Origin of the sequence: Bhargavaea sp. CC-171006 (assembly GCF_009761675.1) — a bacterium.
Classification (GTDB): domain Bacteria; phylum Bacillota; class Bacilli; order Bacillales_A; family Planococcaceae; genus Bhargavaea; species Bhargavaea changchunensis.
The window spans coordinates 26,145-50,743 of the sequence record NZ_QUZH01000032.1 but is presented as its reverse complement, the minus strand read 5'-3'; the positions used below and the strand labels follow the sequence as shown (position 1 = coordinate 50,743).

Sequence of the window (24,599 nt, the reverse complement as noted above, 5' to 3'; positions counted from 1 at the left end):
AAGAGTAGGACGTCGCTGGGCACAAGGCCGTCTCCTTATGGAGGCGGTTTTTTTGTGCGTAAATAGTCCGAAGGACTATTCACAGAAGTGCTCATAGAAACTCGGCGAGCGCTCGTAGAAGACCTGCAAGCGCTCTTAGAATATACACAAGCGCTCATAGAACGGCAATAAGCGCTCATGGAAATCTATGAGCGCTTATACCTTCATATTCCCCCTCTCACAATGCGGATTCATATTGAGTGAGCGCTAATATTAGCGCTACGCGATGAACTTTAACGCGGGCCGGCCTGGCAACCGTGTAATCAGTCCTGCCGGGCCAGCCCGTCCATGTTTCCTATGCATGTTATAATGAACCTGTCAGCAACGATTCTACTCTCGAACGGTTAAAGGGGTTTTTGCAATGGGCAGTCAATCACGGCGGCCGGTGGTGCAAATGCTGGAGCGCTTCGCAGAAGGCGGTCCGGTCTCATTTCATGTGCCCGGCCATAAAAACGGAAACCTGACAGGATTGCCGGACGCCGTTCAGGGCATGATGTCCTGGGATGTGACAGAACTGCCGGGGCTGGATGACCTCCATGCACCGGACGGTCCGATCCGGGAGGCCCAGGAACTTCTGGCGGACGCTTACGGAGCACATCGGAGCTTTTTCCTCGTCAATGGTTCAACTGCCGGTAATCTGGCGATGATTCTTGCGGTCTGCCGTCCCGGCGACAGAATCATTGTGCAACGCAATGCGCACAAGTCGATTTTTCATGGTCTGGTACTGGCCGGAGCCCGTCCGGTTTACGTGGATCCGGTATGGGATGCAAACACCCGGTCACCCGGCCATACGGAAACGGAGCTGGTGCGGGAAGCAATCGGGATGTATCCTGAGGCAAAAGCAGTCATCTTGACCAACCCGACCTATTACGGCAGGGTATCCCCGCATATGCGTGAGATCGCAGATGTCTGTCATGGCGCGGGGATACCGCTACTTGTAGATGAGGCGCATGGAGCGCATTTCGGTATCGGCGCGCCGTTTCCCGAGTCATCACTTTTCCAGGGGGCTGACGTGGTCGTCCAGTCGGCACATAAGACGCTCCCCGCGATGACAATGGCCTCGTTTCTTCATGTGGCGCAAGGCTCATTGCTGGATTCACAGCGTATCAGTTATTATCTGGGCATGCTCCAATCCAGCAGCCCGTCTTATCCGCTGATGGCATCACTTGACGATGCGCGTCATTATATCGCCAACTACTCGGAAAAGGACCTGCAGACATTCCTTTCCTTCAGGAAAGAATTGATTGCAGGGCTGGACGCCCTGGACGGCCTATCGGTGATTCAGCCGGATGATCCGCTTAAGCTTCTGCTCCGTGCGGACGGCCACTCTGGAAATGACCTTTCAGAAGCGCTGGCCCGTGTTGGCGTGCACACCGAACTTTCGGATCCATACCAGGCACTGCTCGTCCTGCCTCTCCTGAAGGACGGACAGATCAGCCTGCAGGAAGTGCTTTCCGCTGCCCGAAAAGCTGCAGAAACGCTCGGACCCGGCAGGAAAACCGGACAGCCGCCGGAACCGGCCACAAAGCCGGCCATCACTGCGGCTGATGGGCCGCCGGAAGTCCGGCCCGAAGCATCGTCCGAGTGGATCAACTACCGCGAAGCGGAGGGGCGCCTTTCTGCAGCATCTGTCATTCCATATCCGCCGGGCATTCCGCTGCTCCTTCCCGGAGAACCGATCACCGGCGAGAAAATCAGGAGCCTGCATCAACATCTCACAGCCGGTACGGCGTTCCAGGGAACACACCGGCTGGACGTACAACAAATTCTGGTCTCACGACAATCACCGGAGGCATATTATATATGAAGAGAAACGGCTTGTTCATCACGCTGGAAGGTCCGGACGGCGCAGGAAAAACGTCTGTCCTCGACATCCTGGCACACCGTCTGGAAGAGTCGGGCACTGATTATCTCAGGACGCGCGAGCCGGGCGGCATCCGGATATCCGAGAAGATCCGGGAAATCATCCTTGATAATGACCATACGGAAATGGAAGCACGGACCGAAGCGCTTCTTTATGCGGCGGCGCGCCGTCAGCACCTGGTCGAAAAAATCGTCCCTGCCCTGAAGGCAGGCAAAGTGGTCCTCTGCGACCGGTTCATCGACAGCTCGATCGCCTACCAGGGAGCGGCCCGGGGGATCGGCACCGAGGAGGTTCGCACAATCAACCGTTTTGCAATCGGGAGCACGATGCCGGACCTCACCATCCTTCTTGATGTGCCTGCAGAAGTCGGTATCCGGCGCATCAGTGAGGGGAGAGGCCATGAAGTGAACCGCCTTGACGCGGAAGGACTCGATTTCCACAGAAAAGTGCGTGACGAATACTTGAGGATTGCGGAAAGTGAGCCGGATCGTGTCGTCCTGATCGATGCGACCGGAAGTCTTGAGGGAACAGCCGAAGTTGCCTGGGACGCCATAAAAAGTCGCATGAAGTAAACGCTGTTTGTGCTATACTTATATAAAAGCTGGCGAGGAGCTGATCCACATGAAATTGGTTGTAGCGGTCGTACAAGACCAAGACAGCAACCGTTTATCCGCCGCTCTGACAAAGAATGATTTCCGTGCCACGAAGCTGGCCAGTACCGGTGGTTTCCTGCGCTCGGGCAACACGACTTTTCTGATCGGGACAGATGATCCGCTGGTGCCGAAACTGCTTGGCATCATCCGTGAGAACTGCCGCTCCCGTGACCAGATGGTCGCACCCGTATCTCCGATGGGCGGGAATGCGGATTCTTACATTCCATATCCCGTCGAAGTCGAAGTCGGCGGCGCTACAGTTTTCGTACTGCCGATCGAGCAGTTCCATCATTTCTGATTCAAGATGACCACCCGTGCCCGTGAGATTTTCGGACACGGGATTTTTCTAACAGGGGGACGGACGCCGATGGACACCGATAACAGCATCATGAAGCGGCAGCCGAAAGCGGCCTCGCTGCTTGGGGGATCCGCGGCTTCCGGACGAGTCGCCCATGCTTACCTGTTCGATGGCGTGAAGGGTGCCGGAAAAGAACTGCTGGCCCGCTTTTTCACCCAGCTGCTTCTCTGCCTAGATCCCGCAGACGGCATGCCTTGCGGCGAATGCCGCAACTGCAGGAGAATCCGCCAGGACAATCATCCGAACGTCACACAGATCCGTCCGGATGGACAGGACATCAAAAAAGGGCAGATTTCGGACCTGATCTATAAGCTGAACAAGACAGGCCTCGAGGAAGGCCGCAAAATCTACATTCTCCATCAGGCGGACCGGATGAATATCGCCGCTGCCAACACACTGCTGAAGTTCCTCGAGGAACCTGAAGGGGTAGTGACCGCAATCCTGCTTACAGACCGTGCGTCGGCCATCCTTCCGACGATCCGGTCCCGGTGCCAGGAGATTCATCTTCAGCCGCCGCCGAGAGAGGCGGTGTTGGAGCAATTGGTCTCGGAAGGCGGAGTGACCCGCTCGATGGCGTCAACCGTCACGATGATAACGGCGGATCCGGAAGAAGCACTGGCGCTTTCGGAGGACGAGCAGTTTGGACAGGCCCGTAAGACAGTGATAAAATTGGTGGAAGCATCGGACAAAAGTATCCAGGAAGCCCTGCTGTTCATTCAGACGGACTGGGGTCCGCTCTTCAAGGAGAAGGACGAGACTGAACTGGGGCTGGATCTGCTCCTGTTCGCCTATCGCGACATTTCCGCGGTGAAGGCGGGACTCTCCACACCGCTTGCCTATCCGGACAACCGGCCCAGATGGGAAGAGATGGCACTCCGGCTGACCTTCGGCCGGCTCGCTTCGATTCTTGAGGCCATCCTGAAGGCAAAGCGTAACCTCCAAAGCAATATGAACCGCACGCTTCTTATGGAACAACTGGTGCTCAACATGCAGGAGGGTCAACATGCTCTATAATGTAGTAGGCGTCCGCTTTAAAAAAGCGGGTAAAATATATTATTTCGATCCGGGCGAATACAGCCTGGATAAAGGCGAATACGTCATTGTCGAGACTGCGCGCGGCGTCGAATACGGCAAAGTCGTCATTCCGCCCCGTCAGATGAGCGGCGATGATATCGTCCTGCCGCTCAAGATGATCGTCCGTCCCGCAACGGAACAGGACCGTGCCTCCGTCCGCGAGAACGAGGAAGAGGCAAAACGGACATTCGACATCGCGGCCGGGAAGATCGAGGATCACGGATTGGAGATGAAGCTGGTCGACGTCGAGTATACATTCGACCGAAACAAGATCATCTTCTATTTCACGGCGGACGGCCGTGTCGACTTCAGAAATCTCGTCAAGGATCTCGCGTCGGTTTTCCGCACGAGGATCGAACTGCGCCAGATCGGCGTACGTGATGAGGCAAAGATGCTGGGCGGCATCGGGCCATGCGGGCGTATGCTCTGCTGCTCGACGTTCCTCGGGGACTTCGAGCCGGTCTCGATCAAGATGGCAAAGGATCAGAACCTGTCGCTGAACCCGTCCAAAATCTCGGGGCTCTGCGGACGGCTGATGTGCTGCCTGAAGTACGAAAACGACGAATACGAGGAAGCGAAGCGCCTCATGCCGGATGTCGGCACCCGCATCACCACGCCGGATGGTGCAGGCAGAGTCGTCGGGCTTAACCTGCTCGAGCGCATGCTGCAGGTGGAGCTGTCCTTTGAGAAGAAAGTGATCGATTATTCGCTGGACGAAATCTTGCAATCGGTTTGACGCAATCAATATGGGGTGTGAGCATTGATGGACCGGAACTTCTTGGACAAGGTCATGGAATTCGGGCAACACCTTGAATCGGCCAACCGCCAGTTTGCTGAACTGAAGGAGTCGGTCGCGCAGATGATGGAGGAGAATCATGCACTTCAGATCGAAAACCATCATCTCCGCAACCGCCTGGAAGAGATTGAAAAGCAGCTGGAGGACAAAGGCCGGAAGCCCGGGAAAAAACATCAGCCGAAATCGGCGGAGATCGGGGAGGGACACGACAACCTCGCCCGCCTTTATAATGAAGGGTTCCACGTCTGCAACGTCCACTTTGGAAGTTCGCGGAAGGGCGAGGACTGCCTGTTCTGCCTCTCATTCTTGAACAAGCAGAATGGATGAAGACCGGTTCCGCTACAGGCGGAATGCGGTCTTTTCTTTTGGCTGCGGATGTATTGCGGCCCAGAAACTGTTTCACGGAGGACAAAGGAATGAAAATAGAACTGAACGAAGATGAACGGCTGGATGATCTGCTCGCGGAAGGACTGAAAATCATCCAAAGCCCGCAGGTCTTTTCGTTTTCCCTGGATGCGGTGCTGCTGGCGAAGTTCGCTTACGTGCCGATCCGCAAATCGGGCAGCATCATTGACCTGTGCACAGGAAATGGGGCGATTCCGCTGTTCCTGAGCGCACGGTCGAATGCACCGATCACCGGGGTCGAGCTCCAGCCGAGGCTGTCGGACATGGCACAACGGAGCGTTGCACTAAACGGCCTGGAGGAACAAATCCGCATTTTCACAGGGGACGTAAAGGGAATTGCGGATATCCTCGGTCATGAAAAGCATGATACTGTAACGTGCAACCCGCCTTACTTCCCGGCAAATGAGCTGAGTGACCGCAACATGCTGGAGGAAGTCGCCATTGCCCGGCATGAACTGCACCTGACGCTGGACCAGGCTGTCGGCAACGCAAGCGCCCTCCTGAAGCAGGGCGGCAAGGCGGCATTTGTCCACCGGCCGGGCCGGCTGCTCGACATCATCACCTCCATGAGACAGCACCGCCTGGAACCGAAGCGGATCCGCTTTGTTTATCCGAAGAAGGGCAGGGAGGCCAACACGCTCCTCATCGAGGGAACAAAGGACGGCAAGCCGGACCTGAAAATCCTGCCGCCGCTTTATGTTTATGAGGATGACGGTACCTATACGCCGGAAATCCGGGAGATGCTGTATGGACCGGGCGCGTGAAGGGGAGCATGTCCTCTACGTGCTCGAGTGCGCGGACGGAACGTACTATGCGGGTTACACGAACAACCTGGAGCGCCGTGTAAAGGCGCATAACGAAGGAAAAGGCGCGAAATATACAAAACCCCGGCGTCCGGTCCGCTGCATCTTCCATGAACCTTTCGGGACCAAGCAGGAAGCCATGCGGGCCGAGTATGCCTTCAAGCAGCTCAGGCGGACGGAAAAGATCGACTACATGAAACGGAATGGAGGAGGGCGTCCATGAAATCCCAGCGGAGCGTACAGGACCCCGGCGGAAAGCTTTATCTTGTCGGGACGCCGATCGGCAACCTGGAGGACATCACATTCCGGGCGATCCGGATTCTGAAGGAAGCTGCGGTCATTGCGGCAGAGGATACACGCAATACGAAAAAGCTTCTGAACCATTTTGATATCCATACACCGCTCTTAAGTTATCATGAGCACAATCTGAGGGAAGGCGGAGACCGGATCCTGACGGTGCTGGCCGGCGGGGAGGATGTGGCCCTTGTGAGCGATGCGGGAATGCCATGCATCTCGGATCCCGGAGCGGATATTGCCGCCCGGGCAATCGGGGAAGGCTATGCCGTTGTTCCGGTGCCCGGAGCCAATGCGGCGCTGTCTGCACTGATCGCCTCTGGCCTTCCGGCACAGCCGTTTTTGTTCCACGGATTCCCGCCGAGAAAGAAAAATGACAGGCGGGAACTGTTCGGGAAAATGGCCGTGCGCGGGGAGACGGTAATCTTCTACGAATCCCCCCACAGGCTGAAGGAATCTCTCCGTGATCTTGAGACTGCTTTCGGAGCGGAGCGGCGGGTTGCACTTGTCCGTGAGCTGACGAAGAAGTTCGAGGAGATTCTGCGGGGTACCGCCCGGGAGGCGGTCTCCTATGCAGAATCGGCTGATCTCAAGGGAGAGTTCTGCATCATCGTTGAAGGCGCCGATGCGGAATCGGTCCAGCGTGCCGAAGAACAGTCGGAATGGTGGAACGGCCTGACGCAAAAGGCGCATGTGGAGGCTGTGATGGAGCGGGAGGGCGTTCCGCCGAAGGACGCCATCAAAATCGTTGCAAAAGAACGGGGAGAACCGAAGCGGGATATTTACCAGGCGTATCATCTTGCATAATGCGCGGATACGGACACAAAATGAAACATCAGGCCGAATGATATATGGCCTGATGTTTTTTATGTTTTTCTTTGTCGAATATCGTAGGGATTACTGAAAAATGTTCGCTGCGGTCAGATGCCTATTTAATATGAAGAAACTCTCCCCAGACATGGGCTGTAACAACAGAAAAACCGCCCGGATGGTTCCGGGCGGTCTTGAAAGTTTTATACGTGCTGCTTCTGGCCGAGACGATCTGTGATCTCGTCGACAAGCTTTTTTGCGCCTTCTTCGCTGAGGATCAGTTTCCCGTCGATCAGGCGGAGGTTGTCATCGGACACGTCGCCTGTAATGGCGCAAGTCATGTTTGGCATGTATTTTTTAAGGATGATCCTGTCGTCATCGACATAAATCTCCAGTGCGTCTTTTTCCTTGATACCGAGCGTGCGGCGGAGTTCGATCGGAATGACTACACGTCCAAGTTCATCGACTTTACGTACAATACCCGTCGATTTCATCCAGTATTGCCCCTTTCGAGTTGTATCTTATTTTTCGTCAAGATTCGACAAGCTAATTGACTAAAGCCATCATACCAACTAATACCAATACCGTCAATTTACAATGCTGAAAAGTTTTATGAAAAACAATAATTTTTTCAGCCTAAGTCAAATTTATACCATTTCGGACAATAAATAAAGTGTTTTGTTAGAACACACTCAAAAAAGTGTTAATGCGGGCATAATGTTAACTGGAAATTGTTCTACCAGCTTGCCTGCATTGAAGTGAAGACAGTCATCCGGTAAAATGAAGGGAAATGCATATTCATGGAGGCCTAGGCATGAGTGAACAGAAAACTTTCTACCTGACGACGCCGATTTATTACCCGAGCGGCAAGTTTCACATCGGCACCGCATATACGACAGTGGCATCCGACACGATGTCTCGCTACAAGCGGCTCCGCGGATATGATGTCCGCTTCCTGACCGGAATGGACGAACACGGACAGAAAATCCAGCAGAAGGCAGAAGAAGCCGGCATGGATCCCCAGGAGTATGTCGACGGCATTGCCGAAGGCGCGAAGAAACTCTGGGATATGATGGACATCTCCTATGATGACTTCATCCGTACGACAGAGGATCGGCATAAAGAAGGCGTCGAGAAGATTTTCCAGCAGTTTCTCGACAATGGGGATATTTATAAGGGCGAGTACGAGGGGTGGTACTGCACACCGTGTGAATCATACTTTACCGAAGCCCAGCTTGATGACGGCAAATGCCCGGACTGTGGCCGTCCGGTCCATAAGGTGAAGGAAGAATCATATTTCTTCAATATGAAGAAATATGCGGACCGCCTGCTTCAGTACTATGAAGATAATCCCGGGTTCATCCAGCCGGAATCCCGCAAAAATGAAATGATCAACAACTTCATCAAGCCGGGTCTCGAGGACCTCTCGATTTCCCGGACATCATTCGACTGGGGAATCCGCGTGCCGGGAGATCCGAAGCACGTTATCTACGTATGGGTCGATGCGCTGTCGAACTATATCACATCGCTCGGCTACGGAACGGAAGACGACTCGCAGTTCCGCAAGTACTGGCCGGCTGATGTCCATGTCGTCGGAAAGGACATCGTCCGCTTCCATACGATCTATTGGCCGATCTTCCTCATGGCGCTGGACCTCCCGTTGCCGAAGAAAGTGTTCGCGCACGGATTTATCATGATGAAGGACGGGAAAATGTCGAAGTCGAAAGGCAATGTCGTTTATCCGGAAATGCTGATTGAGCGCTACGGCCTGGATGCAACGCGCTACTTCCTCCTTCGTGAGCTGCCGTTCGGATCGGACGGTGTCTTCTCGCCTGAAGCATTCGTTGAGCGCATGAACTATGACCTTGCGAATGACCTCGGGAACCTGCTCAACCGTACGGTATCCATGGTCAACAAATACTGCGGCGGGAACGTCCCCGTCCATCCGGAAAGTTCGACGGAGTTCGACGAACCGCTTCGCCGGGTGATGGAAGAGACGGTCCGTAAATACGAGCAGGGCATGGAAAATATGCAGTTCAGCGTCGTACTTTCCGACATCTGGGCGCTTGTATCCCGCACGAATAAATACATCGACGAGACCCAGCCTTGGGTACTCGCAAAGGACGAAGAGAAAAAAGGCGAGCTGGATGCCGTCATGCACCATCTCGTGGCGAGCCTGCACGAAATTGCCGTCCTTCTCCAGCCGTTCATGACAAAATCGCCGAAGCAGATCGTCAGCCAGCTTGGACTCGGCGAAGAAGCGCTCGCCTGGGAGACGCTAGGTGACGGTGCAATCAAAGAAGGCACGAAAGTTGTCGAAAAAGGGACGCCTGTATTCCCGCGCCTCGACCCGGAAGTGGAGATTGCCTACATCCGCGGCGAGATGCAGAAATCGGTCCAGCCGCAGGCGGAAGAAGCAGCGGCCGGAGAAGACAGCGAACCGCAATCTCCGGAAAAGCCGGACGTCCCCGAGATCACGATCGATGATTTTGCGAAAGTCGATTTCCGGGTGGCGACGGTGACGGCCTGTGAGAAAGTGCCGAAGGCGGACAAATTGCTGAAGCTTCAGCTGGATCTCGGCTACGAGACCCGCCAGGTTGTCTCGGGAATCGCGAAGTTCTATGAGCCGGAATCGCTCGTCGGCGAGAAAGTGATTGTCGTTGCCAACCTGAAACCGGCAAAACTGCGGGGCGAACTGTCACAGGGTATGATCCTTGCGGGTGAGCAGGACGGCGTCCTTAAACTTGCATCGGTCGACCCGGCACTGCCGAACGGCTCACAAATCCGGTGATTCCGGACGGGCCTTCAACATACCTCATGACTTGAAACGCTAGAAAACCGGAGGACTTTTGTCCTCCGGTTTTCCGTTTTATAGGAACCGGAATTCGGTTTCTTTGACTTTTTCCATGTCTTCCCTTACAAATTTAGAAGTCTTGAAATAGAGCCTTGTAATTAAACTAAATCTAATTTGTAATCCAAATGTAATAGAACTGTGAAATTTGAAAAAGGATTTATGTATAGACTTGAACAATACATTGGGAGAGTGAAACGCATGCTGATTGACACACATGTCCATTTGAATGCAGACCAATACGAGGAGGACGTCGATGAGGTAATCCGCCGTGCGCTCGATGCCGGCGTCGAAAAGATGGTGGTTGTCGGATTCGACCGGCCGACCATCCTTCGTGCGCTCGAGCTTGCAGAAACGTACCCGTTCATTTACCTGGTGATCGGCTGGCATCCGGTCGATGCAATCGACTGCACAGAGGAAGACCTGCGTTGGATTGAGGAAATCGCGGCCGAACATCCGAGAGTCGTCGGCATCGGGGAGACCGGCCTCGACTATCATTGGGACAAATCGCCGAAGGATGTCCAGCAGGAACTTTTCCGGAAGCAGATTGCGCTCGCGAAAAAGCTGAAGCTTCCGGTCATCATTCACAACCGGGACGCGACAGGCGATGTGGTCCGCATCCTCAAAGAAGAAAATGCAGCAGAGACGGGCGGTATCATGCACTGCTTCAGCGGCAGCCCGGAAACGGCAAAAGAATGTGTGGAGATGAATTTCATGATCTCCCTTGGCGGGCCGGTGACATTCAAGAATGCCCGGCAGCCGAAAGAAGTTGCAAAAGAAATTCCGCTGGATCATCTGCTTGTTGAAACCGATGCGCCTTACCTTGCGCCTCATCCATACCGGGGCAAGCGCAATGAGCCATCCTACGTTCGGCTCGTCGCTGAGCAGATCGCTCTGCTCAAGGAAATTCCTTTCGAGGAAGTAGCCCGCAAGACTACCGAAAACGCAATGAAAATTTTTGAGATTCGTGAATAGATAGGTCAAATCCGACCTACACTTCATCCGTGCTGCGGCACAGGAAAAAACCGGTTCGGTTGACAATCCGGAAAACCGGCCGCTATAATCACTCGGGTGATAAGGAGGAGTTTTTTAGTGTCTACGAATTCCAAGGAAAACAAGCAATCCAGATTTACGACAGGCAAGAAGATCATCATGTCCATTCTGACGATCGCACTGTTTGCGGGCGTCATCACATACGCAGTCTACGAAGGTACCAAAAAGAACGTCACCTTTTCCGAAGGCGGCGAGCAGACGGAATACCGTACCCATGCGGATACAGTCGGCGAACTGCTGAATGAGCAGGGCATTGCAGTGGGCGAACATGATGATCTTTCGCCAGGCAAGGATGCGGAACTCGGGGACGGTACGTCCATCGAGTGGAAAAAAGCCAGACAGCTTACGATCAGCTTAGACGGGGAAGAAAGCAAAGTCTGGTCCACGAAAGAGGACGTCGATGCGCTTCTTGCGGAAGCCGGCATCAAGCTCGGTGAACATGACGCCATCACACCGGCACGCGGCAGCAAGCTCGGTGATACGGATACCGTCAATATTGAGAAAGCATATGAAGTTGCCATGATCGACGGGGGCCAGGAAAGCAAGGTCTGGACCACTTCGACTACGGTCGCTGACTTTTTAAGCAAGCAGGGCATCAAGCTCGGTGAGAACGACCGCGTGGAGCAGGGCATGGACGAAATCGTCAAGCCGGAATCCAGCGTCAAGGTCGTCCGGGTAGAAAAGGTCACCGATGTAGTGGAAGAATCGACGGACTTCACCGTGCAGACGAAGAAAGACAACAGCCTGCTGAAAGGCAAGGAAAAAGTCGTCCAGAACGGTGAAGCAGGAAAAGTGGAACGCACGTATGAAGTCATCAAAGAAGACGGCAAAGAAGTCAAACGCAAGCTCCAGAACGAGAAAGTGGTCAAGAAGCCGGTAGACAAAGTGGTCGCAGTCGGCACGAAAGCCTCTGCACCTGCAATAGCAGTTGCCTCGAAACCATCCGGCAAGGCTACTGCATCAAAGCCTGCTGAAAAGAATGTTGCATCAAAACCAGCCGGGAAAGTTGTTCAAGCATCAGCTTCCCGCAATGAGGCACCGTCCGGCGGCAAGGAATTCTATGTGTCGGCAACTGCCTATACGGCATCCTGCAACGGCTGCTCGGGAATTACGGCAACAGGCATCAACCTGAAGGCCAACCCGGGTGCGAAAGTCATCGCGGTAGACCCGAGCGTCATTCCGCTTGGCTCTAAAGTCTGGGTTGAGGGCTACGGCACAGCCATTGCCGGTGACACCGGCGGCGCGATCAAAGGCAACAAGATCGATGTCTTTGTCCCGACAAAAGACCAGGCCTACAGCTTCGGCCGCAAAAAGGTGAAAATCAAGATCCTTAACTGAAGATGAACCGATCCGCGGCCGGGTGCCGCGGATTTAGTCTGTAGACAAAGTGCTTCTTTGTCTGCAGTTTTTTCTTTTCTTAAAAATCCTCCGGATTTCCGCTATGGGCCCTTGTCGGCCAACGCTTCGCTTATGGCCACAGACGCCGTTCTTCGTGACGGCGTCCGCTAGTCCGCGGGCGTTGCCTTCCCCGCGGAAAGCGTCCGCCCGTAACGGAAATCAACTGCTCTTTACGATTCTGAGTGGCCCTGTTGTCCCAACAGATTGATTCAGGATGGTTCAGGGTGATATTAGATTAACTTAAGGCTGATCAAAGGTTGATGAAGAGTTGGCAGAAGGTCATAGGGCTGATCGGCAAACGAGCCGAGGTGATTGTCAGTGCTTATGTTAGTAGGTGCCTGGGGACCCTAAGGATACGCAACGGTAACGGCTTTCTGTACATTCCGGCCGCATGCCGGTAAAATTGGAGGAAATGAACGAAAGAATGGGATCATCAGTGACTATCGAAGAAATCATCGTCGTGGAGGGCAAGTCGGATACGATCGCCGTCTGGCGCGCAACCGGGGCGGACACGATTGAAACAAACGGCTCCGCCGTTTCCAAGGAGACGCTCATGAAAATCCGCCATGCCCAGGAAAAGCGTGGGGTCATCGTCTTCACCGATCCGGACTATCCTGGCAGGCGCATCCGCGCGATCATCGAGGAGCATGTTCCGGGCGTGAAGCACGCTTTCCTTCCGAAGGCTCAGTCCATCTCGGAAAACGGCCGGAAAGTCGGCATCGAGCATGCCGCGGATGAGGATATCCGCTCAGCGCTTGCAGCCGTCCGTACGCCTGTGCAGGAAGGCGGCGGGGAGCCGCCTGTCACCGATGCCGAGCTGGTCAGCCTGCGGCTTGTCGGCCACCCGGACGCCAGACGCAGGCGTGAGCGGCTAGGCCTCCTGCTCCAGATCGGACAGACGAACGGCAAACAGCTTGCCAAGCGCCTTGCCATGTTCAGGATCAGCCGGGAGGAATTCCTTGCAGCGGTCAAAGCCATAGACGAAGAAGGAGACATCCATGCATAGAGACATCGCCACACCCGGTCGGACAAAAGAGATTCTCGACAAGTACGGGTTTTCATTTAAAAAGAGCCTCGGCCAGAACTTTCTGATCGATCCGAATATCCTTCACAAGATCGTTTCGTTCGCCGGCCTGACGGAGAAGTCGGGTGCGATTGAGATCGGCCCGGGGATCGGCGCGCTCACCGAGCATCTCGCCAGAAATTCCGGAAAGGTCGTGGCATTTGAAATCGACCAGCGTCTGCTGCCGGTACTTGAGGACACCCTCTCGCCGTATGATAATGTGAAGGTCATCCATCAGGACATCCTCGAGGCAGACGTGGCTGACGTGATCGCAGAGGAATTAGCGGGGTTTTCACATATCGCAGTGGTCGCGAACCTTCCGTATTATGTCACGACCCCGATCCTCATGAAACTGCTCGAAGACAGGCTGCCGATCGATTCTTATACCGTCATGATGCAGAAGGAAGTGGCGGACCGGATCAGTGCGAAGCCGGGCACGAAGGAGTACGGCTCCCTGTCGATCGCGATCGAGTATTACACCGAAGCACAGACGGTCATGACGGTGCCGAAGACGGTCTTTATGCCGCAGCCGAATGTTGCGTCGGCCGTCGTCCATCTGAAGCGCAGAAGCACGCCGCCTGTCGAAGTCAGGGACGAGGGTTTCCTGTTCCGTGTGACGAGGGGATCGTTCGTCCAGCGCCGGAAAACGATTTTGAACAACCTTCAGTCGTCTCTGCCGGACGGCAAAGAGCGGAAAGCAGAAATTGTGGAAGCGCTCGATGAAGCAGGCATTGATCCGGGACGGCGCGGTGAGACACTGACGCTAGGAGAATTCGGCCGGCTTGCCGATGCGCTGCACCCAAAATTCGGCGGATAATTGTTACAAAAATTTTTCAAATCCATTAAAAGAGTAAAATGCAGAAGAAAAAACATTGACATACAGAGAGCGCATTGATAAAATTTTAAATTTAATTGACAGAAACTTTTAAATGTGTTATCCTTACATACAGTGAGGTGTAAGCGATAATGCCAAAAACATTAGCTGATATCAAGAAGGCGCTTGATTCTCATTTAGGTCAGCGTTTGCAACTAAAGGCGAATGGTGGCCGCAAAAAGACGATTGAGCGTGCCGGTACCCTTCGGGAAACGTATCATGCCGTATTTGTCATTGAGCTCGACCAGGAGGAGCATTCGTTCGAGCGGGTCTCCTACAGTTATACGGACCTTTTGACGGAGGCCGTGGAACTGACATTTATCAACGGCTCAGAGAAAATGGATTTTGTCGTGAAGTAATGCAATTATTTATCCCATTATTGCCTGGTCAAAACCTTTCTGGAAGGTTTTGACCGGGTTCTTTTTTAATTTCGGGCCATACTACATGTGTCAGCCGATCGAGGAGGAAAAACCGAATGGCTAGAAACGGCGGAGTAATGTCCCAGCGTCTGAAGGAAGAGATTGCGAAGGAACTTGGATTTTACGATGTTGTGCAGCAGGAAGGTTGGGGAGGCATCAAAGCACGTGACGCCGGTAACATGGTGAAGCATGCGATCGAGATGGCGGAGCGGAACATGGGCGAAGGCCGAAAGTAACGCTTCTGTAACCCGAAATCCAAAAACGGCTGACACCGGGCAGACGGAATTTTTCCGTCTGCTTTTTTCATTCTCCCTGCCTATGGTAAAATAGGGGCATTGAATTTTGGGGAGGTGCCTTCATGATCCATGAAAAAGCACCGGCGAAGATTAATCTGACCCTCGACGTCCTAGGCAAGCGCCCGGACGGTTACCACGAGGTCGAAATGATTATGACAACGGTCGACCTGTATGACAGGCTGACCATCGAAGGCGCAAAGGGCGGAAAGATCGTCATCAAGTCCTCCGACCGCTATGTGCCGGATGACCGGCGCAATCTGGTCTATCAGGCTGCGGACCTTCTCCGCAAGCGGATGGGTATGCGGGATGGCGTGACTTTTACACTGGACAAGCGAATCCCGGTCGCCGCAGGACTTGCAGGCGGGAGCAGCGACGCCGCTGCGGCGCTTCGCGGGCTGAACCGGTTCTGGAAACTCGGCCTGTCACTGGACGAACTGGCGGAGATCGGATCGGAGATCGGATCGGATGTTCCGTTCTGTGTATACGGGGGGACCGCGTTTGCATCAGGGCGCGGAGAGAAGATCCGCCATCTGCCCGCACCGCCGAATTGTTGGGTGATCCTGGCTAAGCCGGACATCGGCGTATCCACAGCGGACATCTACGGGAAGTTTGACTTGTCCCGTGCCCAACACCCGGACATCGGGGCGATGGAGGCGGCACTCGGGGACGGAGATTACGGCGGAGTCTGCCGCAACCTCGGCAATGTGCTGGAGCCAGTGACGATGGAGATGCACCGGGAGGTCGCCATGCTCAAGGACGGCATGGAGCGCTTTGGCGCAGATGCGGTACTGATGAGCGGCAGCGGGCCGACCGTCTTTGGTCTCGTCTCGCAGGAGGCCCGTGTTGCCCGAATCGTCAATGGTCTGAACGGCTTCTGTCCGGAAGTGCACGCTGTCCGCATGCTTGGCGGGCGGAACAGCACCCGGCTTGATTAAATCCGGATATTTATGTTAATGTGAAGGTAAATTATTCGGATTCTGTAAAAAGCCGGCCTGTTCCGGTTCAGACATAAGCTCAGAGGTGGACATTTTGAAATGGAAGCGCAGTGAACGGCTCGTCGACATGACCCAATATTTGCTTGCACATCCGCATACGCTCATCCCGCTCACTCATTTTTCCTCCGCATACGATGCGGCGAAGTCATCGATCAGCGAGGACCTCGCCATCGTCAAGGGGACGTTCGAGGAGCAGGGGACCGGCCGGCTCATCACCGTGCCGGGTGCGGCAGGCGGCGTGAAGTACATACCGGACGCCGGCAGTAAAGAGGCACATGAAATCATCCGTGATTTCATGGATGCGCTCAGCGACCCGGGCAGACTGCTTCCGGGCGGGTACTTATTCATGACGGATCTGCTCGGTAATCCCGGGCTGATGGACCGGATCGGCCGCCTGTTCGCTGCCCGTTATAAGGATTCTGAAATCGATGCCATTATGACCGTAGCGACAAAAGGCATCCCGATCGCCCATGCGATTGCCAGACACCTGAATGTTCCTGTCGTCGTCGTGCGGCGAGACAGCAAAGTGACAGAGGGATCGACGGTCAGCATTAATTATGTCTCCGGTTCCAGCCGGCGCATCCAGACGATGGTCCTTTCCAAGCGCAGCATGCAGAGCGGCCAGCGTGTGCTTCTCACCGACGACTTCATGAAGGTCGGCGGCACGATGAACGGCATGAAGAACCTTCTTGCCGAGTTTGACTGTGAGCCTGCCGGCGTTGCTGTTCTCGTCGAGTCTGAGGACGTGCAGGAGGAGCGGCTCGTGGAAGACTACGTGTCTCTCCTGAGACTGCGTGAGGTCAATGAAAAAGAACGGACGATCGAACTGGTGGAAGGCAACTATTTCAGGGAAGGTGGAAACTGATATGAACTTGATCCAGACAGACAAGGCGCCGGCAGCAATCGGCCCTTACTCGCAGGGTATTGTGACAGGCGGCATCGTCTATACATCTGGCCAGATCCCGCTCACACCGGAAGGCAACCTCGTGGAAGGTGGCGTTGAAGAACAGACACACCAGGCTTTCAGGAACCTATCGGCCGTTCTGGAAGCAGGCGGCTCGTCGCTTGACCGTGTCATCAAAGCCACCGTCTTTATCAAGGATATGAATGATTTTGGCACAATCAACGAAATCTATGCATCCTACTTCGGCGACCACAAACCGGCACGCTCCTGCGTGGAAGTCGCCCGACTTCCAAAAGATGTTCTTGTTGAAATCGAAGCGGTCGCACTCGCAAAGTAATAGACTCAAAGCCAACGGCAGCTCCCAATGCGGAGCTGCCGTTTTTATCATGCCGGAACCTCCCGGCTTTAATCGGGACAACTCCAAACTTACAAGATTAGCTGATTGAAGTGAAAGGCCCGAGACAGCTGCTGGCAAACGTTAGCCGAAGACCCCACAGAGCGAAGCGAGGCCACTGAAAAGCTTGCCGTGCGGCTGATTGAAGCGGAGGGCGCGAAACTTTTGCGGGAACAGCGGGCCAACCGAGACCCCGCAGGACGTAGTCCGAGGAGGCTTGGGGACAGCCCGCGGACAGCGAGTGCTCGTAGCGTAAATCAGCTTTTTCACTTTTCGGCTGCCTCTTTAACCGGTGCATGAAAATACCTATCTTTGAATAGTTCAAAAATTTTGTATCGTAAGAAGGGAATTTACCATTTATATTGAATATAGACAACCAAGAAGTTGCCGAAGGTGGTGAAAATGTGGAAGTAACTGATGTGAGACTTCGTAGGGTAGAGACTGATGGCCGGATGCGTGCCATTGCTTCCATCACGATTGATGAGGCGTTCGTGGTCCATGATATCCGGGTCATCGACGGCAATGACGGACTGTTCGTCGCCATGCCGAGCAAGCGGACGCCGGACGGCGAGTTCCGAGATGTGGCCCACCCCATCAATTCGGACACGCGTCAGATGATCCAGGACGCCGTGCTGGGTGCCTATCACCTGACAAAGGAAGAACCGCAACTTGAAGGCGCCGGCGCATAACCGGCCCGCTCAGCCGTCTCCGTTACCGGTGACGGTTTTTTCATGTGTCCGAGCCTGTTACCATTTTCAATTTATTGTTAAACTGGAAAGACGTGAGGGAGGGTCAACATGAAAAAAATACTGTTCGGTACTTCCGTGCTCCTGATCGTTTTCCTGGCGGGATGCATGGATAAGCCGTCACCCGAAGAAAGGCTGGCGGAGTATGTCAGCCATTGGAACAAAGGCGACTATGCAGAGATGTATGAAAACTATCTGACCGCAAAAACAAAAGAGACTTTTCCGGAAGATGAGTTTGCAGCGCGCCAGGAAAAGCTGGGGGAGGACCTCGGGATTGACAACCTGGAGGTCACTTATGAAAAGCCCGGCGAGGATACCAAGTGGGACAGGGAGCAGCCTGCCGAGTTCAATATCAGCGTGAAGATGGAGACGCTTGCCGGTCCGGTCGAGTTCGACAAGCCGGTCAGGCTCTTATACGAAGAGCGGGAAAAGGAGAAAAACTGGTTCGTCGAATGGGACCCTTCCTACATCTTCCCGGATCTTGAGCCGGGAGATGAAATCGGCATTTCCCGCACCGAAGCGAAGCGGGGGGAGATTGTCGACAGGACGGGCATACCGATTGCAAAAAACGGGACCGGGTATCAGGTGGGGATTGTTCCCGAAAAGCTGGATGAATCCAGGAAACCGGACATCGCCGAATTGCTCGGCACCACTCCGGAAGCGATCGACACCAGCCTGAATGCGGCATGGGTCAAGCCGGATCTTTTCGTGCCGGTCGGAAAGACCGCCAAGAGTGACACCGGCCGGCTTGAACAGCTTCTTGAGATTCCGGGTATCGCGGCAAGGGAAATCGGCATGCGGGAGTATCCTTACGGTACGGCACTGGCCCACCTGACCGGCTATATCGGCCCGATTTCCTCAGAACAGCTGGAAAAGCTGAAGGACAAGGGATACTCGGAGACCGACCAGATCGGCCGGCGGGGTCTGGAAAGTCTGCTGGAGGACCGGCTCCGGGGCCAGGACGGCATGAAGATTACCATCAAGAAAGCGGAGGGGCGGGACCCGGTGACTGTCGCCGAGCGCGCACCGGAAGACGGGGAGACAGTCAAGCTGACCATCGATGCCGAACTTCAGAAGGTCGCCTACGATGCGATGAAGGGAGAGCCGGGCACGGCCGCTTCAGTCGATCCTGAAACCGGCGAGGTGCTGGCCCTCGTCAGTTCCCCGGCCTATGATCCGAACGAGTTTATCGCCGGCATGAGCGGCACCAGATACCGCGAACTCGAGGAAGACGAAAAGACGCCGCTGTTCAACCGCTTTGCCCAGAGCTACGCGCCGGGATCGGCACTGAAGCCGGTCACAGCGGCCATCGGCATAAAAGCCGGTACGCTTGATCCGGCGGCGGGGCTTACGATAAAGGGGAAGACCTGGCAGAAGGATGCTTCCTGGGGCTCGTACCGGGTGTCCCGCGTGCATCCGGAAGCACCGAACCCGATCGACCTGAAACGCGCGATGGTTTATTCGGACAACATTTACTTCGCCCAGCAGGCCCTCGCGATGGGAAGGGACACGTTCACCGAAGGACTGAAGCAATTCGGCTTCGGCGAGACCGTCCCGCTTGAGGCGATGGAGCTGAAGGCCTCGCAGATCTCCAATGACGGGACGATCGGCTCGGAGGGCCAGCTGGCCGATACGTCATTCGGACAGGGCCAGATGCTGACGAACATCCTGCACCTCGCGACCATGTATGAGCCGTTTCTGACAGGCGGCACGATGCATAAGCCGACATTGCTGTTCGACGAAGAAGACGGGCAGGTGTGGAAAGAGGATCTGCTCGACCCGGCACAGGCGGAAACGATCCGCGCCACGCTCCGCAGCGTCGTCCTGGACGGATACGCCCAATCCGCAAATCTCGCGGACGTACCGATTGCAGGCAAGACAGGAACCGCCGAACTGAAGGCCGCCGGAGAAAAGCAGGGCAAGGAGAATGGCTACTTCGTTTCCTATCATGCCGAAAATCCTTCATTCATTCTGGCGATGATGGTGGAAAGCATCGAAGACAATGGCGGAAGCGACTATGTTGCGGGCATGTCCGCTGAGGTCCACCGCTATGCTGCCGGAAGGTAAACTGTATGATTCAGCCGCTCCCTCAAAGGGAGCGGCTGAATTTTTGAGGCGGCCATGTCTTTCCTGGTCTTATGAATACAATCGCAGGTTTCCCATCCGAAAGCCGGAGCAGGAACGTCCGATGACCCGGATGTCAAGCCTTTACCCTGTAAATTCTTGAAAAACGGGCCGTTTTCGTCTATCGTTAGAGGGAAATCCAAGAAAAAAAGTTAGGGGAACTGCCTGATGACGAATACATATGCCGTAATCCTGGCAGCCGGCCAGGGAACACGCATGAAATCGAAGCTCTATAAAGTGCTCCACCCGGTATGCGGTAAGCCGATGGTCAGCCATGTTGTCGACAATGTCCGGGGAGTCGGCGCTGACCGTGTTGTCACAATCGTCGGATTCGGTGCGGAGAAGGTCGAGGAAGAAGTCGGCGCACGCAGCGAGTTTGTCCTGCAGGGAGAGCAGCTGGGAACCGGCCATGCCGTTCTTCAGGCGGAACAGAACCTAGGCGGCCTCGACGGCACTACGATCGTCGTGTGCGGAGACACGCCGCTGATCACGCCGGAAACGATGAAGGCGCTGATTGACCACCATAATGAAACTAAAGCAAAAGCCACGATTCTCACCGCGTTCGCGGACGACCCGACAGGTTACGGGCGGATCATCCGTGACGAAAATGGAAACTTCCTGCGCAGCGTCGAACAGAAAGATGCGAGTCCGGAAGAACAGCAGGTGAGGGAGATCAACACCGGCACGTATTGCTTTGACAATAAAACTTTGTTCGAAACGCTCCAAAAAGTCGGCAACGACAACGCGCAGGGCGAATACTATCTGCCGGATGTCTTTGGCATCCTCCTGTCGGAAGGAGAGACGATCGCCGCCTATGCGACAGATGATTTTGAAGAAACACTAGGCGTCAACGACCGCGTCGTGCTGGCAGAGGCGGAGCGCGTCATGCGCCGCCGGATCGCCGAGAAGCACATGCGGGGCGGCGTCACGATCCAAGACCCGGCCAACACGTACATCAGCGCGGACGCCGAAATCGGCCGCGACACCGTCCTCATGCCCGGCACGGTCATCGAAGGCCGTACGGTTATCGGGGAGGATTGCCAGATCGGGCCCGGCAGCCAGATCAAGGACAGCGTGATCGGCGACAGGACGACAATCCGCCAGTCCGTCGTGATGTCGAGCAAGATCGGAGAAGATACGGCAGTCGGGCCTTTCGCCCATATCCGCCCGGAATCCGACCTGGGCAACAGTGTGAAAGTCGGCAACTTCGTCGAAGTGAAAAAGTCGAATCTCGGGGAAGGCAGCAAGGTCTCCCACCTCAGCTACATCGGGGACACCGATATTGGAGAGCGAGTCAACATGGGCTGCGGCACGATCACCGTCAACTACGACGGGGTCAACAAGTTCCGGACCACAGTCGAAGACGACGCGTTCGTCGGCTGCAACTCCAATCTGATCGCACCGGTCACCGTCGGGAAAGGCGCCTATGTCGCCGCCGGATCGACAGTGACAAAAAATGTTCCTGAAAATGCCCTTGCAATCGCGCGCTCCAGGCAGGAGAATAAGGAAGGTTATATTGAAAAATTGAACAAAAAGCGATCGGAGGAGCAATCCAAAAAATGACGAACCATTATCCGGACCATAAACTGAAGATTTTCTCCCTGAATTCAAACGAGCCCCTGGCCAAGGAAGTCGCAGAGGATATCGGCGTTCCGCTTGGCGCATGCTCGGTCAACCGCTTCAGCGACGGCGAGGTACAGATCAATATTGAAGAGAGCATCCGCGGCTGCGACGTCTTTGTCATCCAGTCGACGTCTGCCCCGGTCAACGAGAATCTTATGGAACTGCTCATCATGGTCGACGCGCTCAAGCGTGCTTCCGCCCGCACGATCAACGTGGTCATGCCGTATTACGGCTATGCCCGCCAGGACCGCAAAGCCCGCGCCCGTGAGCCGATCACCGCGAAGCTTGTGGCGAACCTGCTGGAGACGGCCGGCGCGCACCGCGTCATCGCACTTGATCTTCACGCGCCGCAAATCCAGGGCTTCTTCGACATTCCGATCGACCACCTGGTCGCGGTCCCGATCCTTTCCGATTACTTCAAGGAAAAGAACATCCCGGGCGAAGAGCTTGTCATCGTATCGCCAGACCACGGCGGTGTGACGCGCGCCCGCAAGATGGCGGACCGCCTCAAGGCGCCGATCGCGATCATCGACAAGCGCCGTCCGCGCCCGAACGTCGCGGAAGTAATGAACATTGTCGGGAACGTCGAAGGCAAGAAAGCGATCCTGATCGACGATATCATCGATACTGCCGGCACGATCACGATTGCGGCAAATGCCCTCGTGGAAAACGGCGCCACCGAAGTGTATGCGTGCTGCACGCACCCGGTGCTGTCCGGTCCTGCAATCGAGCGCATCGACAACTCGAAGATCAAAGAGCTCGTCATCACGAATTCGATCAACCTTCCGGAAGATCGCCAGTCGGAGAAAATCAAGGAACTGTCCGTCGCGCCGCTCCTCGCCGACGCCATCGTCCGGGTTTTCGAAAACAAATCCGTCAGCACCCTGTTTAACTGATTTATTCAAGACCGCCCCCAGGGGCGGTCTTTTCCATTATTCCGCCGGAAATGGGCACACTTCCGGCGAAAAACTTTCCCCTGGCCACTCCGGCCGGATGCATCATCGCAATCTCGGATGTTTAATATCAAACTATTCGGGTAAACACTATGCATGACGACAAAACTATATGGATGGTGACTGCAGATGGCAACTACAATCAAAGCAGAAAAACGGGAGAAATCCGGACGTTCCAAACTGACGGAACTTCGGAGCGGCGGGTTTGTGCCGGCGGTGGTATACGGTTATGAACTGGAAAGTGTGCCGGTTGCGGTCCGGGAGAACGATTTGTATCTGACGCTCCGCGACGAAGGCCGAAACGCCGTGTTCCAGCTTGAGGTTGAAGGCAAAAAAGTCAATGCGGTGCTCCATGACTATCAGATGGACGTGATGAAGAACGAGTTCAAGCATGCCGACTTCCTCGCCATCGACATGAATACCGAAATGGAGGCGGAAGTGAACATCTCCCTCATAGGGGACGATACGGCGCCGGGCGTCAAAGAAGGCGGCGTCCTCAGCCAGCCTTTCTGGACGGTCAACATTTCGGCCAAGCCTTCCGACATGCCGGAGGCGCTTGAAGTCGATGTTTCTGAAATGGCGGTCGGAGACTCCCTCACGGTCGGTGATGTAAAGTCGAAGTGGGGAGTGGATGTCACTGATGAGGATGATAAAGTGCTCGTGACGATCACCGCGCCACGCACGGAGCAGGCGGAAGCCGATGCGGACGGAGCTGCCGATCCGGAAGCCGCACCTGGTGCGGAGGCTGGTGGCGGCACCGACGAAGCCCCTCAGGAAACCGAATAACAGCTGTATAAGGATTGCCCGGCCGCGGGCAATCCTTTTTGACTGCCCGCCTGTCTGAATCATGGTAAAATGGAAAGCATCATTGCCAAGAGGAAGATGTCCATGAAACTTATCGTCGGGCTCGGCAATCCGGGCAGGCAGTACGAACAGACCCGCCACAATATCGGATTCCACGCCATCGATGTGCTGGCGGACCGATGGAACGCCCCGCTCAACCAAACCAAATTCAACGGCATGTATGCGACGGTTCACCGACCCGAAGGCAAGGCGCTGCTTGTCAAGCCGCTTACTTACATGAACCTCTCGGGGGAATGTGTCCGCCCGATGATGGACTATTTCGACGTGCCGGAAGATGACCTGATCGTCATCTATGATGACCTCGACCTCTCTCCGGGCAGGCTCCGGCTCCGACAGAAGGGCAGCCCGGGCGGCCACAACGGCATGAAGTCGATCATCCAGCACATCGGAACGCGTGATTTTGACCGCATCAGAATCGGCATCGGCCGGCCGGATGTCCCGATGGCCGTGACGGATTGGGTGCTCGGCAGGTTCACCGATGAAGAAACACCGGTCATGAGGGAAGCCGCGGAACGCGCGGCAGATGCATGCGAAGCTGCCCTTAAAAGCCCGTTCATCGATGTCATGAATGAATTCAATGCCAAGTGAGGCATAGCCCCCGCCGCTCCTGTCTATACTGATGGGAAAGGAAGGGGGCGCATGCATGGCGATCCGTTACCGTTGCCGCCACTGTGAAACGGAGATCGGCCGTCTGCCGTTCGGCTCTGCTGATGAAGCGAGGACGCTGCTCCGGCTCGGTGAAGAGGAAGCGGAAGAATTCATCCTGGAAGGGGAAGACGGGGACGCGACCGTTCAGTGCATCTGTAAGGATTGTGAACAGTCGCTTGACCGGTTCCCCGACTACTATTCCCTGCAGAAATGGCTGCAATGATGCCGTTGCTTTGGCACCCACTTGGTGTCCAAGGCTTTTTCTGCGTCCGGGAACCGGCGCCATGCCGCACCTGAT

Annotated in this window: 27 protein-coding genes; 26 read left to right on the top strand and 1 reads right to left on the bottom strand. The window is 55.1% G+C overall.

Annotation, left to right across the window (positions count from 1 at the left end; translation table 11 throughout):
* The first annotated feature begins 400 nt into the window (after window positions 1-400).
* From DZC51_RS14815 to rsmI, 9 genes are all read left to right on the top strand, one after another.
* Window positions 401-1,846 (top strand): aminotransferase class I/II-fold pyridoxal phosphate-dependent enzyme, encoded by a 1,446-nt coding sequence (locus DZC51_RS14815; RefSeq protein WP_157297231.1) that lies wholly within the window; start codon window positions 401-403, stop codon window positions 1,844-1,846.
* Window positions 1,843-2,475, top strand: a complete 633-nt coding sequence (gene tmk / locus DZC51_RS14810) for a dTMP kinase (protein ID WP_157297229.1) — start codon at window positions 1,843-1,845, stop codon at window positions 2,473-2,475. Before DZC51_RS14815 ends, tmk begins: the two co-directional genes overlap by 4 nt.
* Window positions 2,476-2,524: 49 nt before the next feature.
* A complete protein-coding gene (locus DZC51_RS14805) occupies window positions 2,525-2,854 on the top strand; it encodes a cyclic-di-AMP receptor (protein WP_008301272.1) in 330 nt (109 codons plus the stop codon).
* Window positions 2,855-2,923: 69 nt separating this feature from the next.
* Window positions 2,924-3,928, top strand: coding sequence for a DNA polymerase III subunit delta' (holB, locus tag DZC51_RS14800; protein ID WP_157297228.1), 1,005 nt, complete (start codon window positions 2,924-2,926; stop codon window positions 3,926-3,928).
* A complete protein-coding gene (locus tag DZC51_RS14795; protein WP_157297226.1) occupies window positions 3,918-4,724 on the top strand; it encodes a PSP1 domain-containing protein in 807 nt (268 codons plus the stop codon). Before holB ends, DZC51_RS14795 begins: the two co-directional genes overlap by 11 nt.
* Window positions 4,725-4,748: 24 nt before the next feature.
* Window positions 4,749-5,111, top strand: coding sequence for a DNA replication initiation control protein YabA (yabA, locus tag DZC51_RS14790; protein ID WP_157297224.1), 363 nt, complete (start codon window positions 4,749-4,751; stop codon window positions 5,109-5,111).
* A gap of 89 nt (window positions 5,112-5,200) precedes the next feature.
* Window positions 5,201-5,953, top strand: coding sequence for a tRNA1(Val) (adenine(37)-N6)-methyltransferase (locus DZC51_RS14785; RefSeq protein ID WP_157297222.1), 753 nt, complete (start codon window positions 5,201-5,203; stop codon window positions 5,951-5,953).
* A complete protein-coding gene (locus DZC51_RS14780; protein ID WP_157297220.1) occupies window positions 5,937-6,215 on the top strand; it encodes a GIY-YIG nuclease family protein in 279 nt (92 codons plus the stop codon). Before DZC51_RS14785 ends, DZC51_RS14780 begins: the two co-directional genes overlap by 17 nt.
* Window positions 6,212-7,093 carry a 16S rRNA (cytidine(1402)-2'-O)-methyltransferase gene (gene rsmI, locus DZC51_RS14775; RefSeq protein WP_157297218.1) on the top strand — a complete coding sequence of 294 codons (882 nt, stop codon included), beginning with the start codon at window positions 6,212-6,214 and terminating at the stop codon, window positions 7,091-7,093. Before DZC51_RS14780 ends, rsmI begins: the two co-directional genes overlap by 4 nt.
* Before the next feature lie 206 nt (window positions 7,094-7,299).
* Here rsmI and DZC51_RS14770 read toward each other — a convergent pair whose 3' ends face one another.
* Window positions 7,300-7,590, bottom strand: coding sequence for a transition state genes transcriptional regulator AbrB (locus DZC51_RS14770; protein ID WP_157297216.1), 291 nt, complete (start codon window positions 7,588-7,590; stop codon window positions 7,300-7,302).
* A gap of 320 nt (window positions 7,591-7,910) precedes the next feature.
* Between DZC51_RS14770 and metG the strand changes: the two genes are divergently transcribed.
* The 17 genes from metG to DZC51_RS14685 all read left to right on the top strand — a co-directional run bounded on the left by metG (window position 7,911) and on the right by DZC51_RS14685 (window position 24,524).
* Window positions 7,911-9,887 carry a methionine--tRNA ligase gene (metG, locus tag DZC51_RS14765; protein ID WP_157297214.1) on the top strand — a complete coding sequence of 659 codons (1,977 nt, stop codon included), beginning with the start codon at window positions 7,911-7,913 and terminating at the stop codon, window positions 9,885-9,887.
* A gap of 261 nt (window positions 9,888-10,148) precedes the next feature.
* Window positions 10,149-10,922 carry a TatD family hydrolase gene (locus DZC51_RS14760; RefSeq protein ID WP_157297212.1) on the top strand — a complete coding sequence of 258 codons (774 nt, stop codon included), beginning with the start codon at window positions 10,149-10,151 and terminating at the stop codon, window positions 10,920-10,922.
* 117 nt (window positions 10,923-11,039) lie between these two features.
* Window positions 11,040-12,338 carry a resuscitation-promoting factor gene (locus DZC51_RS14755; protein ID WP_157297210.1) on the top strand — a complete coding sequence of 433 codons (1,299 nt, stop codon included), beginning with the start codon at window positions 11,040-11,042 and terminating at the stop codon, window positions 12,336-12,338.
* A 484-nt stretch (window positions 12,339-12,822) separates the two neighbouring features.
* A complete protein-coding gene (gene rnmV, locus DZC51_RS14750) occupies window positions 12,823-13,404 on the top strand; it encodes a ribonuclease M5 (RefSeq protein ID WP_370513701.1) in 582 nt (193 codons plus the stop codon).
* The gene (gene rsmA, locus DZC51_RS14745; RefSeq protein ID WP_157297206.1) at window positions 13,397-14,278 is read left to right on the top strand and encodes a 16S rRNA (adenine(1518)-N(6)/adenine(1519)-N(6))-dimethyltransferase RsmA; all 882 of its coding nucleotides are present in this window, start codon (window positions 13,397-13,399) and stop codon (window positions 14,276-14,278) included. The genes rnmV and rsmA overlap by 8 nt, the downstream gene beginning before the upstream one ends.
* 149 nt (window positions 14,279-14,427) lie before the next feature.
* Window positions 14,428-14,694: a biofilm formation stimulator Veg gene (gene veg / locus DZC51_RS14740; RefSeq protein ID WP_157297204.1), complete on the top strand. Its 267-nt coding sequence runs from the start codon at window positions 14,428-14,430 to the stop codon at window positions 14,692-14,694.
* Between the two features lie 116 nt (window positions 14,695-14,810).
* On the top strand, window positions 14,811-14,990 hold the full coding sequence (locus tag DZC51_RS14735) for a small, acid-soluble spore protein, alpha/beta type (RefSeq protein WP_063183946.1): 180 nt from the start codon (window positions 14,811-14,813) through the stop codon (window positions 14,988-14,990).
* A gap of 122 nt (window positions 14,991-15,112) precedes the next feature.
* Window positions 15,113-15,985 (top strand): 4-(cytidine 5'-diphospho)-2-C-methyl-D-erythritol kinase, encoded by an 873-nt coding sequence (ispE, locus tag DZC51_RS14730; RefSeq protein ID WP_157297202.1) that lies wholly within the window; start codon window positions 15,113-15,115, stop codon window positions 15,983-15,985.
* A gap of 94 nt (window positions 15,986-16,079) precedes the next feature.
* The gene (gene purR, locus DZC51_RS14725) at window positions 16,080-16,910 is read left to right on the top strand and encodes a pur operon repressor (protein ID WP_157297201.1); all 831 of its coding nucleotides are present in this window, start codon (window positions 16,080-16,082) and stop codon (window positions 16,908-16,910) included.
* A gap of 1 nt (window position 16,911) precedes the next feature.
* Entirely contained in the window at window positions 16,912-17,286 is a 375-nt protein-coding gene (locus DZC51_RS14720; RefSeq protein ID WP_157297200.1) for a RidA family protein, read from the top strand.
* Between the two features lie 461 nt (window positions 17,287-17,747).
* Window positions 17,748-18,032 (top strand): septation regulator SpoVG, encoded by a 285-nt coding sequence (spoVG, locus tag DZC51_RS14715; RefSeq protein WP_157297198.1) that lies wholly within the window; start codon window positions 17,748-17,750, stop codon window positions 18,030-18,032.
* Window positions 18,033-18,140: 108 nt separating this feature from the next.
* Window positions 18,141-20,156 carry a penicillin-binding transpeptidase domain-containing protein gene (locus tag DZC51_RS14710; protein WP_157297196.1) on the top strand — a complete coding sequence of 672 codons (2,016 nt, stop codon included), beginning with the start codon at window positions 18,141-18,143 and terminating at the stop codon, window positions 20,154-20,156.
* Between the two features lie 225 nt (window positions 20,157-20,381).
* Window positions 20,382-21,776 carry a bifunctional UDP-N-acetylglucosamine diphosphorylase/glucosamine-1-phosphate N-acetyltransferase GlmU gene (gene glmU, locus DZC51_RS14705; RefSeq protein ID WP_157297194.1) on the top strand — a complete coding sequence of 465 codons (1,395 nt, stop codon included), beginning with the start codon at window positions 20,382-20,384 and terminating at the stop codon, window positions 21,774-21,776.
* The gene (locus tag DZC51_RS14700; protein WP_157297192.1) at window positions 21,773-22,732 is read left to right on the top strand and encodes a ribose-phosphate diphosphokinase; all 960 of its coding nucleotides are present in this window, start codon (window positions 21,773-21,775) and stop codon (window positions 22,730-22,732) included. The genes glmU and DZC51_RS14700 overlap by 4 nt, the downstream gene beginning before the upstream one ends.
* A 186-nt stretch (window positions 22,733-22,918) precedes the next feature.
* Complete coding sequence (locus DZC51_RS14695; protein ID WP_157297190.1) at window positions 22,919-23,575, top strand: 50S ribosomal protein L25/general stress protein Ctc; 657 nt, start codon at window positions 22,919-22,921, stop codon at window positions 23,573-23,575.
* 102 nt (window positions 23,576-23,677) lie between these two features.
* The gene (gene pth, locus DZC51_RS14690) at window positions 23,678-24,241 is read left to right on the top strand and encodes an aminoacyl-tRNA hydrolase (RefSeq protein WP_157297188.1); all 564 of its coding nucleotides are present in this window, start codon (window positions 23,678-23,680) and stop codon (window positions 24,239-24,241) included.
* A 55-nt stretch (window positions 24,242-24,296) separates the two neighbouring features.
* Window positions 24,297-24,524, top strand: a complete 228-nt coding sequence (locus DZC51_RS14685; protein ID WP_008301240.1) for an anti-sigma-F factor Fin — start codon at window positions 24,297-24,299, stop codon at window positions 24,522-24,524.
* Window positions 24,525-24,599 lie beyond the last annotated feature (75 nt).